Annotated in this window: 17 protein-coding genes and 2 pseudogenes; 17 read left to right on the forward strand and 2 right to left on the reverse strand. The window is 69.9% G+C overall.

What is annotated here, in order from left to right; all coding sequences use genetic code 11:
* Positions 1–393 precede the first annotated feature (393 nt).
* From AB0K07_RS10780 to AB0K07_RS10855, 16 genes and pseudogenes are all read left to right on the forward strand, one after another.
* Positions 394–960 (forward strand): hypothetical protein, encoded by a 567-nt coding sequence (locus AB0K07_RS10780; RefSeq protein WP_363753222.1) that lies wholly within the window; start codon positions 394–396, stop codon positions 958–960.
* A 116-nt stretch (positions 961–1,076) separates the two neighbouring features.
* Entirely contained in the window at positions 1,077–1,754 is a 678-nt protein-coding gene (locus AB0K07_RS10785) for a response regulator transcription factor (RefSeq protein ID WP_363753225.1), read from the forward strand.
* Positions 1,755–1,840: 86 nt separating this feature from the next.
* On the forward strand, positions 1,841–2,395 hold the full coding sequence (locus AB0K07_RS10790) for a sigma-70 family RNA polymerase sigma factor (protein ID WP_363753228.1): 555 nt from the start codon (positions 1,841–1,843) through the stop codon (positions 2,393–2,395).
* A complete protein-coding gene (locus AB0K07_RS10795) occupies positions 2,392–3,129 on the forward strand; it encodes a hypothetical protein (RefSeq protein WP_363753231.1) in 738 nt (245 codons plus the stop codon). The genes AB0K07_RS10790 and AB0K07_RS10795 overlap by 4 nt, the downstream gene beginning before the upstream one ends.
* Positions 3,126–3,872, forward strand: coding sequence for an ABC transporter ATP-binding protein (locus AB0K07_RS10800; RefSeq protein WP_363753234.1), 747 nt, complete (start codon positions 3,126–3,128; stop codon positions 3,870–3,872). Before AB0K07_RS10795 ends, AB0K07_RS10800 begins: the two co-directional genes overlap by 4 nt.
* Before the next feature lie 62 nt (positions 3,873–3,934).
* The gene (locus tag AB0K07_RS10805) at positions 3,935–5,323 is read left to right on the forward strand and encodes a hypothetical protein (protein WP_363753237.1); all 1,389 of its coding nucleotides are present in this window, start codon (positions 3,935–3,937) and stop codon (positions 5,321–5,323) included.
* Complete coding sequence (locus tag AB0K07_RS10810; RefSeq protein WP_363753240.1) at positions 5,320–5,997, forward strand: hypothetical protein; 678 nt, start codon at positions 5,320–5,322, stop codon at positions 5,995–5,997. The genes AB0K07_RS10805 and AB0K07_RS10810 overlap by 4 nt, the downstream gene beginning before the upstream one ends.
* Before the next feature lie 81 nt (positions 5,998–6,078).
* Entirely contained in the window at positions 6,079–7,494 is a 1,416-nt protein-coding gene (locus AB0K07_RS10815; RefSeq protein ID WP_363753243.1) for a HAMP domain-containing sensor histidine kinase, read from the forward strand.
* Positions 7,495–7,612: 118 nt separating this feature from the next.
* On the forward strand, positions 7,613–8,167 hold the full coding sequence (locus AB0K07_RS10820) for a phosphatase PAP2 family protein (protein ID WP_363753246.1): 555 nt from the start codon (positions 7,613–7,615) through the stop codon (positions 8,165–8,167).
* A gap of 60 nt (positions 8,168–8,227) precedes the next feature.
* Complete coding sequence (locus tag AB0K07_RS10825; RefSeq protein ID WP_363753249.1) at positions 8,228–8,923, forward strand: VTT domain-containing protein; 696 nt, start codon at positions 8,228–8,230, stop codon at positions 8,921–8,923.
* 259 nt (positions 8,924–9,182) lie between these two features.
* The gene (locus AB0K07_RS10830; RefSeq protein WP_363753252.1) at positions 9,183–9,593 is read left to right on the forward strand and encodes a hypothetical protein; all 411 of its coding nucleotides are present in this window, start codon (positions 9,183–9,185) and stop codon (positions 9,591–9,593) included.
* Between the two features lie 73 nt (positions 9,594–9,666).
* Positions 9,667–10,032: a DNA polymerase ligase N-terminal domain-containing protein gene (locus tag AB0K07_RS10835; RefSeq protein WP_363753255.1), complete on the forward strand. Its 366-nt coding sequence runs from the start codon at positions 9,667–9,669 to the stop codon at positions 10,030–10,032.
* Positions 10,033–10,127: 95 nt separating this feature from the next.
* A pseudogene (locus tag AB0K07_RS10840) lies at positions 10,128–10,370 on the forward strand (DUF1275 domain-containing protein); the annotation flags it as partial.
* A complete protein-coding gene (locus tag AB0K07_RS10845) occupies positions 10,367–10,612 on the forward strand; it encodes an alcohol dehydrogenase catalytic domain-containing protein (RefSeq protein WP_363754345.1) in 246 nt (81 codons plus the stop codon). The pseudogene AB0K07_RS10840 and the gene AB0K07_RS10845, both read left to right, overlap by 4 nt.
* The gene (locus tag AB0K07_RS10850; RefSeq protein ID WP_363754270.1) at positions 10,567–10,821 is read left to right on the forward strand and encodes an alcohol dehydrogenase catalytic domain-containing protein; all 255 of its coding nucleotides are present in this window, start codon (positions 10,567–10,569) and stop codon (positions 10,819–10,821) included. Before AB0K07_RS10845 ends, AB0K07_RS10850 begins: the two co-directional genes overlap by 46 nt.
* A gap of 9 nt (positions 10,822–10,830) precedes the next feature.
* Positions 10,831–11,256, forward strand: coding sequence for a hypothetical protein (locus AB0K07_RS10855; protein ID WP_363753258.1), 426 nt, complete (start codon positions 10,831–10,833; stop codon positions 11,254–11,256).
* Here AB0K07_RS10855 and AB0K07_RS10860 read toward each other — a convergent pair.
* Positions 11,245–11,565 carry a DUF4190 domain-containing protein gene (locus AB0K07_RS10860; protein ID WP_363753261.1) on the reverse strand — a complete coding sequence of 107 codons (321 nt, stop codon included), beginning with the start codon at positions 11,563–11,565 and terminating at the stop codon, positions 11,245–11,247. The genes AB0K07_RS10855 and AB0K07_RS10860 overlap by 12 nt on opposite strands.
* Before the next feature lie 162 nt (positions 11,566–11,727).
* Positions 11,728–12,231 (reverse strand): annotated as a pseudogene (locus AB0K07_RS10865) (transposase family protein); the annotation flags it as partial.
* Between the two features lie 67 nt (positions 12,232–12,298).
* On the opposite strand from AB0K07_RS10865, the gene AB0K07_RS10870 reads away from it, so the two are divergent.
* Positions 12,299–12,832 carry a DUF6817 domain-containing protein gene (locus AB0K07_RS10870; RefSeq protein ID WP_363753264.1) on the forward strand — a complete coding sequence of 178 codons (534 nt, stop codon included), beginning with the start codon at positions 12,299–12,301 and terminating at the stop codon, positions 12,830–12,832.
* The last annotated feature ends 273 nt before the right edge of the window (positions 12,833–13,105 follow it).

Raw genomic sequence — 13,105 nt, forward strand, 5'->3', positions numbered from 1 at the left:
GGGCGGTGCAGCCGGTGGGTACGAGGGTGCGGCGACCGCGCCCGGTCGCTGGCTCGGACGGTGGCGCAACCATGTCGCGATGCCTCTGGTCATCTCGTCCTCGAATGCGAGGCGGGCATTCATCGCCGGGAACTTCTCGGCGGTGGCGCCCGCCAGACTCTGTTGTCGTAGGTGGGCCGCCGCCAGGCGGGCTGCTGGTGAACTCCGCGAACGTCGCCGGGTCCGCGCTATCGACGGCCAGTATGCCCTTGGTGTAGATCTCCTCGACGCTGGACTGCTCTGACACGTCGGTGAGCCACGACTGTTGCCGGCGCTGCCCCGCTGCCGTCAGCACACACCGGGGCCGGTTCTGGTTCTTGTTGTGCGCTGATACCACGCGTTCCAACCGCAGGGGTGTACTGGCTGGCGGTCGTCCTGATCAGCATCGTCGACACGTTGATCACCGATAACCTCGTCGACAACCTCGGTGTGCCGCTGGAGATTACCGCGGTCGTCTTCGCGGTACTGCTGACGGGCACGTTCACCGCCTGGTACCGCAGCGAGCGCACCCTGTCGATCCACACAATCGTCACGTCCCGGCGGGAGGCGCTCTACTGGGCGGCCATCCTGTTCACCTTCGCTCTCGGCACCGCTGCCGGGGATCTCCTCGCGGAGGGCCTGGCGCTGGGCTACTGGGGCTCCATCGTGATCTTCGCCGGCCTGATCGCCGTGATCGCGGCGGCGTCCACCTGGTCCTGGCTGAGCCCGATCCTGGCCTTTTGGTTCGCCTACATCCTGACCCGGCCGCTCGGCGCGTCGCTGGGTGACTACCTGTCCCAGGCCCCCGACGACGGAGGTCTCGGGCTGGGCAAGGTCTTCACCAGCGCCCTGTTCCTCGCGACGATTCTGGGACTGGTCGCGTACCTGAGCGTCACCAAGCGGGACGTGTCGGACCGAGATTCCGGGGCCCTGCTCCGGTGACGGCACCTCACCATCGGGGTAGCCGGCCTGCCTCCGCCCCTTCACAAGCGATGATCGGAGGTGACGCGGACCCGGCTGGGCCCGCCGGGGACAACGGGCGGGAAGGAACAAGCGGCGTGCGCGTGCTGGTCGTCGAGGACGAGACCGCCCTGGCGGAGGTGATCCGCACCGGCCTGACCGACGAGGGATTCGCCGTCGATGTGCAGCACAACGGGACTGACGGGCTGTGGGCGGCAACCGAGAACCCGTACGACGCGGTGGTGCTCGATATCATGCTGCCAGGCCTCAACGGCTACGAGGTGTGCCGCCAGCTGCGCTCGCGGGACGTGTGGACGCCGGTGCTGATGCTGACTGCCAAGGACGGCGAGTACGACCAGGCCGACGCGTTCGACCTCGGCGCCGACGACTACTTGATCAAACCGTTCTCGTTCGTGGTGCTGGTGGCCCGCCTGCGGGCCCTGATCCGCCGCGGAGCTCCCGTCCGACCGGTGATCCTGACCGCCGGTGACCTGGCAGTGGACCCGGCCCGGCGGCAGGTGACCCGCGCCGGGCAACCGATCCGGGTGACCGCCCGGGAGTTCGCGCTGCTGGAGTTCCTCATGCGCCATCGCGGCGACGTGGTGTCCAAGCGGCAGATCATCGACAACGTCTGGGACGCCCACTTCGACGGCGACCCCAACATCGTCGAGGTGTACGTCGGCTACCTGCGCCGCAAGATCGACCAGCCGTTCGGCCGGCGGGCGATCCAGACGGAACGGGGCATGGGCTACCGGCTGGCCGCCGACGGTGGGTGACAGCGCCCCGGGTGGTGTCCGGTCTCAGTTTCCACATTGCGTGTGAGCAGTGAACCGATCCGCTCTGGAAGGCAACAGTAGTAGCGATGGACAACGAAGATCTGATCGCTGCGATGGCTAGCGGTGACGAGAGCGCGCTGCGGGAGCTGTTCTCGCGGCACGCCCCGTGGCTGGCTGTTCGGCTGCGCGCGGCGCTGCCGCCCCCCGACGTGGAGGACGTCCTGCAGGAGACCTTCCTGGCCGCCTGGCGGGGAGCCGCGGCGTACCGACGGGAGGGTGCCGGCGGTTGGCTGTGGGGGATAGCCCGCCGGCAGGCCGCGCTGTGGCTGCGTCGACGCGGGCAACCCGCACTCCTGCTTTCCGCCCTGGGCGACACCGATGACCGGCACGTCGCAGACCCGGCTGACGCGGCGCTGTCCAGGGCCGAGCTTGCCGACGCGGTGAAGGTGTTGGGGCCGGAGGGCAGCCCGCAACGCGAAACCTGGCGGCTGATGTACGTCGAGGACAAATCCGTGGCTGAGGTGGCGGAGTTGATGGGTGTTCCCGCAGGGACGGTGAAGAGCCGCGCGTACCAGATTCGCCGGTTGATGCGCGCTGCCCTGCGGCGCCACGAGCCGGCGCGGGATGGAGGTAGGCAATGACCAGCGGTGACGGGACGCGCCAGGTCCACGAGCACCAGGAACGCGGCCCTGGGCCAGACGACGTCGATCTTGGTCGAGTCTGGGTCGGGGTGGCCGCGCAGGTGTGGCGTCGCCATCCCGGGGCGGTGGAGCGGCTGGCGGGGCACCTGCTGCGCTCGCCGGGCCTGGCCCGGGCGTTGGTGACGACGCCGTCGCTGCTGCTCGGGTGGGTCATCGCCACCGCGGTGGTGCTGCTCGCCGGACTGCTCGCCACGCTCAGCACCGGAACGCCGTACGTGGCCCTCTTCGCGCCCGCGGTCGCCGCCGTCGGCATCGCTTTCGCCTACGGCCCGGGCACCGACCACACGTGGGAGCTGTCGTGCAGCATGGCGGTCAGCGATCGCATGGTGCTGCTGGTGCGGGCGCTGGCGGTGTTCGGTGTGAACGCGGCGCTCGGGCTGGCCGCTTCGGCCGCCTCGGGATCCGCCACGGCGGTCACGCTCGGCTGGCTGGTCCCGATGACCGCGCTGTGCGCGCTGGCCCTCGCCGCCGCGACCGTCGCCCGGTCGGCGAACGTGGGCGTGGCCGCGGGGCTGCTCGGCTGGACGATCACCGTCCTGTCCGGGCAGGTGGCCGCCGGTCGCCTCACCGCCGCGGTCACCGACACCACGCTGTGGCCGGCCTACCTGGCGTTCGCCTCCTGCTGCGCGGCGATTGTCGTCTACTCGACCCGGACACCGAGAGGAACGTCATGAACGTGGAGATCAACGATCTCACCCGGCGCTTCGGCCGCACCGAGGCCGTGGCAGGGGTGACGATGCAGACCGGCCCCGGAGTGTTCGGCCTGTTGGGACCAAACGGGGCGGGAAAGACATCGCTGTTGCGGATGATGGCCACGGTGATCGCACCGACCTCGGGTCGGATCCGGCTGCTCGGCCGCGACCCCGGCCAGTACGGGCAACGCCGGCAGATCCGGCGCCGCCTCGGCTACGTGCCACAGAACCTCGGCTACTACCCGCGGTTCACGGTCGTGGAGTTCGTGGAGTATTTCGCGCTGCTCAAGGAGATGCCGCCGGCGCGCGTGCACCACGCGGTGGCCGCCGCGGTCGAACGGGTTGGCCTGGGAGACAAGGCGACGGCGAAGCTGCGCACGCTCTCCGGTGGGATGCTGCGCCGGGTGGGGATCGCGCAGGCCATCGTCAACGATCCAGAACTACTCCTGCTGGACGAGCCGACCGCCGGCCTGGATCCCGAGCAGCGGGTGGCGTTCCGGGCTCTGCTGCGCGACCTGGGGCAGCGCGCCACCGTCATGGTCAGCACCCACCTCGTCGAGGATGTCGGCGCCGCCTGCACCCAGGTCGCCCTGATGGACCGGGGAAAGATCGTCTTCCAGGGCACGCCGCAGGAGCTGACCGCGCGCGCCGAGGGAACCACAGCGGCCGGTGATGCTCCGCTGGAGCGCGGCTACAGCGCGGTACTGTCGCAGGCGCGCTCGTGACCGCCGCTTCGGTAATGCCTGGGCCGGACGCAACGGCCCGTCGTACGCGCCGGGCGCTCACGGTGACAGGAGGTCTGCTGCGGCTCGAGATGCGCCGCAGCGCGATGCTGTGGATGCTGCCCCTGGTCGCCGCGCTGTTCTGGTTCATCACCTACCGCCCCAGCATGGCGTCCCCACCGCTGTGGAACGTCCGGGCCATGGCCATGCAGACGACCGCCCTGGCGGTCTTCGCGCCGACGGTGGTCGGCGCCGCCGCGTGGCTCGGGTGGCGGGAGCGTCGCCACGGCATGGCCGACCTGGTGAGCGGTACGGCCCGGCCGCAATGGGCGCGCCACCTCGCCACCTGGGCAGCGACCACCTGCTGGGCGATCATCGCCTACCTGGGATGCGTGGGTGTCCTGTACGGGATGACCGCGTGGCAGGGCGCCTGGGGCGGGCCGTTGTGGTGGCCGGCCGTGGTGGGCCTCGCGAGCATGCCGGCGTTCGCCGCGCTCGGGTTCGCAGCCGGGGTGCTTCGCCCCAGCCGGTTCACCGCCCCGTTGGTCGCGATCGGCGTGTTCCTCGCGCTGCAGATCAGCCTGCAGTTCATTCACGGCGATGACTCGTACTGGCAGATCTCGCCGTTGGTGGCGGGCCCCTGGGAGGTCGGGCCTGACGCGGGTGTGGCGACGTTCTACCGATACCTGCCCGACCTTCCGATCGCGCAGGTGCTGTTCCTCGCCGGCCTGACCGGGGCGCTGTTGGGCGCGCTCGGCCTACCCGCCGACGCCGGCGGACGGTGGCTACGTCGGTGCGCGGCGGCCATCACCACGGCCGGGCTACTGACGGCGACAACCGCGGTTGCGCTGGCGGGCACGGGCCGCCTCGACGCCAACGGCATGATCGCCATCCCGCTACTGCACAACGCGGGCAATGACCGTCCGGTGCGCTACACGCCGGCCTGCAGCCACACCCCGATCCCGGTCTGCCTGCACCCCGCCTACACCGGCTACCTGCCCGCCGTGACGCAAGCCCTCGAACCGGTGCTCACCGAGCTGGCGGGCCTACCCGGCGCGCCGGTGCGGATCAGCCAGGCCGCCGCGAGATATGAACAGGGGCCCGACAATCGCGTCAGCATTGGTCGGGTTGGCCCTCCTACGAGCGGCACACCACCGGTATTCCACCTGCTCCTGCCCCAGCAGACGGCCACCAACGAACTTGTTGCCGAACTACGCGTGGACGCCACCCACAGCATCGTGAACAGCGTCGTAGGCGGGGGCCGCAACGCGAGTCCGGCGCAGCAGGCGGTCACGGAGGCCATCCTCGGCACCTCCACCCTCGCCCCCGGTAGTCCCACCGCCGCCGCGGCACAACGGCTGGCCGCGCTGCCGGCTGCCGTTCGGCACGCCTGGCTCATGAAGCACGTAGCGGCGCTGCGAGCGGGCCAGCTCACCCTGGAGAAGCTGCCATGACCGGGGCCGAAACCCGTCATCGCCCGCACTCGGTCGCAACGGGCGGGGCCATGCGCGCCGCGCTGCGGCTCGCTCGCCTGCACCTGGCCAGCCGCCGCGCCCCCGCGGCCCTGGCAGCGGTGGCGGCCTGCGCCATCGGACTGCGGGTTGCGCTCCGGTGGCAGTGGGAGGCATACGGAGCGCTGCAGTTGCCGCTGATCTTCGAGACCGGGTGCGCCGTGGCCATCGCTGTCACCGCCACCAGTCTGCTCGGCGAGCCGGAACGCGTCACCGGACGCTGGTTACCGTTCTTGCGGCTGACCACCACGCTGGCGCTGACCGTCGCCGCCGTCAGTGCCCTGGCCGCCGCTGGAGCCGGTGCACACCTGGCCGGCGGCACGGTTGAGGTGCTGCGCAACCTGGTCGGGCTGGTCGGCATCGGCTTGCTGTGCGCTGCCCTGTTCGGCGGCGCACAGGCATGGGCCGGCCCTACTACCTACCTCATGATCGCCCTCTACGCGCTGTACACGCAGTGGCACGGGCCGGCGCTGACCACGCCGTGGCTGTGGCCCGCTCGACCGCCGCACGACCTCGGCGGCGCGCTCTGCGCCGGCGTGGTGTTCGTCGCCGGAGTGGTGCTCATCGCGGTGCGGGGAGCCCGTGACACCGGTCCGGAGACCGCACGCAGCGGATGATCGAGACAGGCGGCGGGGGAGCCGCACCACCCCGGCCGTCTCTCAGCGCCTTCTCAGCGCTGAGGACCCTAGGCTGCGGATATGGCCACGATGCTCACCTCGTTGCGGGCCCCGGCCCGGTGGGCACGCCGCCACCTGGGCGTGCGGATGCGTTCGGCGCTGGCCGCCGCCATGGTGGTGGCGGTGGTCTTCGGGACTGGCGCGGCCGTCTTCGTCTACCTGGCCCGGGCCAACCTGGTCCGCAACGTGGACGCGGCTGCCCGGCAACGCGCCGCCGAGGTAGCCACGGCGGTAGCTGGCGGCGACTCCGAGGCCATCGCCCAGACGTTGAAGCCCAGTCCGGGGGAGCAGAGCCTGGTGCAGGTACTGGCGCCGTCGGGTGCGGTGCAGGCGGCGTCGCCGACGCTCGAGGGTGCCGTGCCACTGTCCCGGCTTCGCCCGGCCGCCGGCCAGACGCTGCGGGAACAGCGGACGCTGCCCTTCGGAGACGACGACGCCTATCGGCTGGTCGCGATTGGTGTCGGCACCAGATCGGGCACTCGGACGGTGCTGGTGGCCCAGTCGTTGCGACCAGTACACGAGAGCACCGAGGTGATCGCCGCGATCCTGGTCATCGGGTTGCCGGCGATGCTGCTGCTGATCGGCGCGGCCGTGTTCCTGTTCGTCGGCCGGTCGCTGCGTCCGGTGGAGGCGATTCGCCGTCGGGTAGCGGGCATCACCGCCCGCGACCTGCACGCCCGCGTGCCGGTCCCCCACGCACGCGACGAGGTGGCGGCCCTCGCGGAGACGATGAACAGCATGCTCGACCGACTGCAGACGGCGGCGACCAGTCAACGGCGGTTCGTCGCCGACGCCAGCCACGAACTGCGCAGTCCTCTGGCAACCCTGCAGGCCGGCCTCGACCGCCTCACGATGACACCCCTGCCCGGCGCGAACGACGACCTGGTCCGGCTGATGCGCCGCGAGTCGCAGCGGCTGGGCCGGCTGATCGCTGACCTGCTGCTCCTCGCCCGCATCGACGAACACGGCCTCACCCTGCGCCGCGAGGACGTCGACCTCGACGACCTGGCCTACACCGAGCGGGACCACCTCTCCGCCCGCCGACCGGACCTGACCGTCCGAACCCAGCTCACCCCGGTGCGGGTGACCGGCGACGCCCACGACCTCGGGCGGGCGCTGCGCAACCTCGCTGACAACGCCGCCCACCACGCACGTCACGAGGTGCTCCTACGGGTCCGGGCCGAGGACGGGTGGGGATGCCTGGAGGTCACCGACGACGGGCCGGGCGTGCCGGCGGCCCAGCGGGAACGAATCTTCGAACGGTTCGTCCGACTCGACGAGAGCAGGGCCCGCGCCGACGGCGGAAGTGGTCTCGGCCTGCCTATCACCAGGGAGATCGTCGCGGCGCACGGCGGGACCGTGCGGGTGCTGCCTGGCCCCGGTATGACGATCCAGATCCGAGTGCCGTTGACCGGCGACAGCGACCCGAGCGACTGACCCTCAGGCGTGTGCGGCTGCCGGTGTCCTCGCTTTTCAGGGTCCTCTCAGTCGCGAACAGATTGGGTGGGCTCAGCCGGTCGAAGGGAGCCGGGTCGGCCACGGGATCGGACGCCCGATGAACTACCACCTGTTTCACCTCATCAACGCAGCTGCCGGACATCATGATCCGCTCGACGACGTGCTGGAGTGGTGCGCCGTCTGGCTGATCTACCTTCTCGGCGCCCTGGCGGCGGTCGCGTTGCTGCTCGGCCTGAGCTCGCGTGGTTGGCCGCTACTCGTCCGCGTCGCGGCGTCGCTGACCTTGGCGTTCGCCGCCGGTCAGTTGGTCGCCCGCGTCAGCACTGAGGTCCGCCCGTTTCAGACGCATCCCGTGCATCAGCTGATCCCACATGACCCAGGAGGGTCGCTGCCCAGCGACCACGCCACGGCGGCTTTCGCGGTGGCCTTCGCCGTCGGGGTGTTCCTGTCCTGGCGCTGGGGACTACTGCTCGCGGTGTTGGCCGCTGTCATCGGCTTCGCCCGAGTCTGGGCGGGCGTGCACTACCCAGCCGACATCCTCGCCGGCGCGGTCATCGGCGGGGGAGCTGTCCTGACCATCGCGCTTGCCGCACGCGTCCTCAATCGGCGCGCCCACCAACAGCGTCCACAGGCCGCCGCCAGCAACCACTGAGCACTCTTTGCCCGCGCGCAACACCCGATTACTCACCACACCCCTCCCGGAGGTCTTCTCGTGTCAACGTCCCTCGCGTCGGCGGCTGCGGGTCCCAGCTTCCTCGACCCGGAGTGGTTGATCTCCACCTTCGGGCTGATCGGCATCCTCGCGATCGTCTTCGCCGAGTCAGGGCTGCTGATCGGGTTCTTCCTGCCGGGTGACTCGCTGCTGTTCACCGCCGGGCTGCTCGTCGCCGACGGCCACTACCTGCACCAACCGCTCTGGCTGCTCTGCCTGTTGGTGGCCGTGGCCGCGATCGCCGGGGATCAGGTGGGCTACCTGTTCGGCAAGCGAGTCGGCCCGAGCCTGTTCCGCCGACCCAACTCCCGCCTGTTCAAGCAGGAGAACGTGCACCGGGCCAACGACTTCTTCGACCGCTATGGAGCCCGGTCCGTTGTGCTGGCTCGGTTCGTGCCGATCGTGCGGACGTTCACCCCGATTATCGCCGGGGTCAGCCGGATGCACTACCGGACGTTCCTCATCTACAACATCATCGGCGGGGCGCTCTGGGGCGTTGGCGTCACCGTGCTGGGCTATTTCCTCGGCCAGATCGCGTTCGTCAAGGCCAACATTGAGATCATCCTGATCGGCATCGTCGTGGTCTCCGTCCTACCGATCGGAATCCAGCTCCTCCGATCCCGGCGGACCTCCGCCGCGGCGACGAACCCCGGCGCGTCGGCTCAACCGCAAACCCCAGCTCGACGCAACGAGTGACGGCGTGCACCGACGACAGACAGCACGGCGGTGGCTCACAGGCGAGCGCGTCGAGGCCGACGGGCAGCGGGCAGGGCCTCGCACCCGGTCACCACCTGGGGTGGATAATCTGCCGTCGACGTCGAAGCGCCGTTCTCGGCCCCGAAGTGCGAGCAATGGCTGGTGGCACGAGCTGTCGAGGCCGGCCGGCGCCTCGCCGACGTGCAGGAGGCACCGGTTCGCCCCGGCCGGCCTGGCCCGGTGGGTCTAGCCTGCCGGTATGACGGGCGCCGTGGCACCGCGGGCGGGCATGACGATCAGCATCCGGACACGCCGCGTTGTCGTCGTGGTGGACCCGGACCGGTTCATGGCCGCGGCACGGCAGGCACTGTGCGACCGGAGCCCGGGCCTGACTGATGCGGAGGCGGCCGAGGCGGTCAGTGACGTCTACGGCGCCGTACACGCCCTGCTCGATCGGGACGGAACGCTCGCCGCCGACGCCGTAGACGGCGAGGTGATCGGTGTCGGTGGACCTCTGCCTGGCGTGCGGGTCAGCGGCCGGCCGGACGGCCTGTCCCCGGCCGGTTGGCTACAGCAGGTGGTACTCGACGACGCGCAGCCTCTGCAAGACTACGGCTGTTTCCCGCCTGAGGATCCCTTCGCGGTGCCCCGCACCCGGGGCGGCGGTTAGCGGCAGCGCTTGTCAGGCGCCGTTGAGCAGTAGCGCATCCATCGGCAGGCGGTGGGCCCGGCGTGTGCGGACAATGGTGAGAGTGGCACCTGCATTCGTCCTGCACCACCACCGCAAACCACGACCGCATTTTGACCTGCGGCTCGAGGAGGGCGGTGTGCTGCGCTCTTGGGCGGTGCCCCGCGGCCTGCCGGACAGCCCCAACGACAACCGCCTCGCGATCGCCGTGCCTGACCACCATCTCGATCACCTCACCTACGAGGACGCCGACAAGTCGATCGCCGACATCGGTACGTGGGAGGAGCACGACCGCACCGAGCGTCGAATGCTGTTCACGTTGAACGGCCGCACCGGCCGTCGGCGATACGCGCTCATCCGGACTGGCGAGGGCTGGCTGCTCCACTTGACGAAAGAGCAGCCTCCGGACGAGCGTGGTTAGAAGCCTCCCGAGGCCCGCCCCTACTCGTAAAGCGTCTTCGACCAGCGTTGGAAATCGGCGTCGTGGCCCTCACGGCCGTGGCCGGAGCATGTGGTGGCTCACTCACAGAAGTGGTCCGAGGTGTCGTGCTTGATCCGCACCGGTTCGCGGCCGGCGCGGGTGGAGTCACCCGGCTGCTGGGGCTGCTCGGCGGCGCCGTGCTCGGTGAGTTGACCTTGCGCGTGGCGCCTATCTGGGCACCGACGCTGACTGCAGCGTTGGTCATAGGTGTCGTGATTGTCGCCGCCGGCTTGGCGCGCCGGATGGCCCGGATCACCGACTTGAGGGGGCACGAATGAGAGCCGTGGTCTACGAAGGTGTCCGGGCCGTCGGGGTGCGGGAGGTGCCCGATGCGAGGCTGGAGGCGGAGACGGACGCCCTGGTGCGGGTCACCTCCAGCGCCCTCTGCGGCACCGACCTGCACATCTACGACGGGCGGACCGGGGGAGCCCCGGCCTGGTGCTCGGGCACGAACCGCTGGGCGTGGTCGAGCAGGTGGGTGGCGCGGTGCAGAGCATCCGGCCGGGCATGCGGGTGGTAATCCCCACGCATCTGTTCTGCGGCATTTGCGCGATGTGCTCCCAGGGGCTGTCCACGGCGTGTCTCCGGGCCCGCGCCGAGGGGCCGGGAGCTGCGTACGGCTACGCCGGGATGGGCCCATACCGCGGTGCATTGGCCGACCTACTCCGCGTGCCGTGGGCCGACGCGAACTGCGTACCTCTGCCGGGAGAGCCCGGCGACGCGCGCTAGGACGATTTGGTGCTGCTCGCCGACACGTTCGTGACCGCGTGGCACGCCGCCGCCACCCTCGCCTCGGTCGAACCCGGCGACACGGTGGCCGTGTTCGGCGCCGGCACCATCGGCTTGCTCAGCGCGTACTCGGCCCTGATCCGGGGTGCCCGGGTCGTGTACTGCGTGGACTGCGTGGACGCCCGGCTGGACAAGGCCGGCGAGATCGGGGCGGTGCCAATCGACTCCCGGCGCGGCGACCCGGTCGAACAGATCCGAGAGGATCGGGCACGGGCCGGGCTGCCCCTCGGCGAGGAGAAGTTGAGCGGCGCCGACAAGGTAATCGACGCGGTCGGGTTCCAGGCCCACGACCGCGAACGCCCCGAACAGGAGCGCCCGACCAGGTCGTCGCCGACGCGGCCGAGCAAGGCCAACGACTGGACGTCAGCCAGCTAGCTGCGACAGGGTCCGTGCGATAAGAGACGCGATCACGAGTCCGGTTGCGCCAAGCGCGCACCCGGCGATCGCCAGGCCGCGGCCATGTTGCCCGTCTGTCTTGATCTTCTTTAGTGCCATCCCGCCTAGGACAACCGCACAACCGCTGACCAGCAGCGAGAGCAGCAGGGGGTTCACGATTGTGTCTGGCAGCGGTACCAGCCCCATCGCGGCCGCGGCAATGACTAGCAGCGACACCAGACCCACCGCGCATGCCGCAACGGCGAGGTTGTTGCGCCCTTGCTGATTCTCAGAAAGCTGGCCCGTCATGACATCTCCAGTCGTTCGAGCCACTCGGATGTGCTAGGCCTCTGCGCCGCGAAGCCCGCGAACCGTGAGAATACAAAAGGGGCGCCACAATCTGCACTGCGTACCGTCGCTCCTCGGCGAACAGCTACCCACTGGACGTGCTCGGGAAGGCAGCTTCTGGTCGATGCCAGAGGTGCGGTAGACGATCGTGTCGTTGCGGTTGCCGGGCTGCGGGTCGCCGACGGCGATGACCAGGCGGGTGCTGGCGTCGATGGCGACCGGCAGGTTCGTCGAGTACCGGTAGTTCTTGCTCGGCGCGGCCAGGCGGTGCTCCCGGGTCGGGATGAGGGTGCCGTCGACGATGGCGATCTGGTCGACCAGGCGCCGCCGTACGGGCGCCAGAGCCAGCAGCGGGCCAAGGGTGTCGATGACCCGGTGCGCCGCGGAGTGCGACACCCCGAACAGCGGCCCGATCTGCCGCATGGTCAGGTTCGTGCGCCAGTAGGTCGCCACCAGCAGCACTCGGTCGGCAAGGTCGAGGGCCCACTGCCGATCCGGCCGGCCGTCAGCGATCCGGGCCCCGCCGCGTTCGGCGACCAAACGGACCAGCTTGCGGAACTGGGCGGGGGTCAGCTTGGTGAACGGAAAGATCCACTCGGCCCGAGCTGGGTGATCACCTGCACCCAGGCATCCTTGATGAACGTCCGTATCGGACAGACGCCGGGGTTACGAGACGTCCCTTAGGGTCGGAACCATGAGCACTGATGTCGATGTGAGGGCTTGGCTATGCGACCGTGGAGCCGAGAACATCGAGCATCCCGGCGGCACCCTCTACGCCCATCTGTGTCGTGTGCAGCAACGCCTTGCCGAGTTGGGCCAGGAGCCGGATGTGCAATCAGCGGGTCTGGCGCACGCGGTCTACGGCACCGATGGTTTCGATGTGGCGTTGCTCGATTGGACCGACCGGGGCCAGCTGCGTGACCTCATCGGGGCCGACGCCGAGGCCTTGGTGTACTTGTATGGCGCGTGCGACCGGAAGCGTTCGTGGCGGCAGCTCGCGACCACCGGGGCGGTCTACGACCGCTTCACCGGGCAGACAAGGATTGTCCGCTCCGACCAGCTGACTCCGTTGATCGATTTGAGCATCGTCAACGAGCTGGATGTCATCGCTCAGATGCCTTCTCTGCTCGACAAGCACCAGGCGTACTTCCGCGATCTGTTCGCCGCTTGGGCGCCGGCCGCGTCTGCGGCCGCCCGCAGTGAAGTGGGATGCGTCCTCGGGCGGTAGCTGCTACTGCTTCAGCTGTTCGCGTTTGCGCTCGATGTGATGAAGCGTTTCCTGGAGGGCGGCGACCTCGCCGAGCCATTGTTTGCTTTCCGCCTCTACACGATGGGGTGAGGATGCCGGGCAGGTTCGCCCACAGGGCGGCGCGGCACCGTGCTCGTCGACCTCCGGTGGCGGGGCGATGGTTACCAGCCGACCACCGGTGGCGTGGTACCGGTGCCGCCCGGCTAACCCGCCCGGAGCACCGACCGCCACCACCCATCACACACCGCCACG

Origin of the sequence: Micromonospora sp. NPDC049301 (assembly GCF_040678715.1) — a bacterium.
Classification (GTDB): domain Bacteria; phylum Actinomycetota; class Actinomycetes; order Mycobacteriales; family Micromonosporaceae; genus Micromonospora.

What these genes read in the sequence shown, in the direction of transcription:
- AB0K07_RS10790 (WP_363753228.1), top strand. Translation starts at nt 1,841, where the DNA reads ATGGACAACGAAGATCTGATCGCTGCGATGGCTAGCGGTGACGAGAGC.
- AB0K07_RS10795 (WP_363753231.1), top strand. Translation starts at nt 2,392, where the DNA reads ATGACCAGCGGTGACGGGACGCGCCAGGTCCACGAGCACCAGGAACGC.
- AB0K07_RS10800 (WP_363753234.1), top strand. Translation starts at nt 3,126, where the DNA reads ATGAACGTGGAGATCAACGATCTCACCCGGCGCTTCGGCCGCACCGAG.
- AB0K07_RS10810 (WP_363753240.1), top strand. Translation starts at nt 5,320, where the DNA reads ATGACCGGGGCCGAAACCCGTCATCGCCCGCACTCGGTCGCAACGGGC.
- AB0K07_RS10815 (WP_363753243.1), top strand. Translation starts at nt 6,079, where the DNA reads ATGGCCACGATGCTCACCTCGTTGCGGGCCCCGGCCCGGTGGGCACGC.
- AB0K07_RS10820 (WP_363753246.1), top strand. Translation starts at nt 7,613, where the DNA reads ATGAACTACCACCTGTTTCACCTCATCAACGCAGCTGCCGGACATCAT.
- AB0K07_RS10830 (WP_363753252.1), top strand. Translation starts at nt 9,183, where the DNA reads ATGACGGGCGCCGTGGCACCGCGGGCGGGCATGACGATCAGCATCCGG.
- AB0K07_RS10835 (WP_363753255.1), top strand. Translation starts at nt 9,667, where the DNA reads ATGGTGAGAGTGGCACCTGCATTCGTCCTGCACCACCACCGCAAACCA.
- AB0K07_RS10845 (WP_363754345.1), top strand. Translation starts at nt 10,367, where the DNA reads ATGAGAGCCGTGGTCTACGAAGGTGTCCGGGCCGTCGGGGTGCGGGAG.
- AB0K07_RS10860 (WP_363753261.1), bottom strand. Translation starts at nt 11,565, where the DNA reads ATGACGGGCCAGCTTTCTGAGAATCAGCAAGGGCGCAACAACCTCGCC.
- AB0K07_RS10870 (WP_363753264.1), top strand. Translation starts at nt 12,299, where the DNA reads ATGAGCACTGATGTCGATGTGAGGGCTTGGCTATGCGACCGTGGAGCC.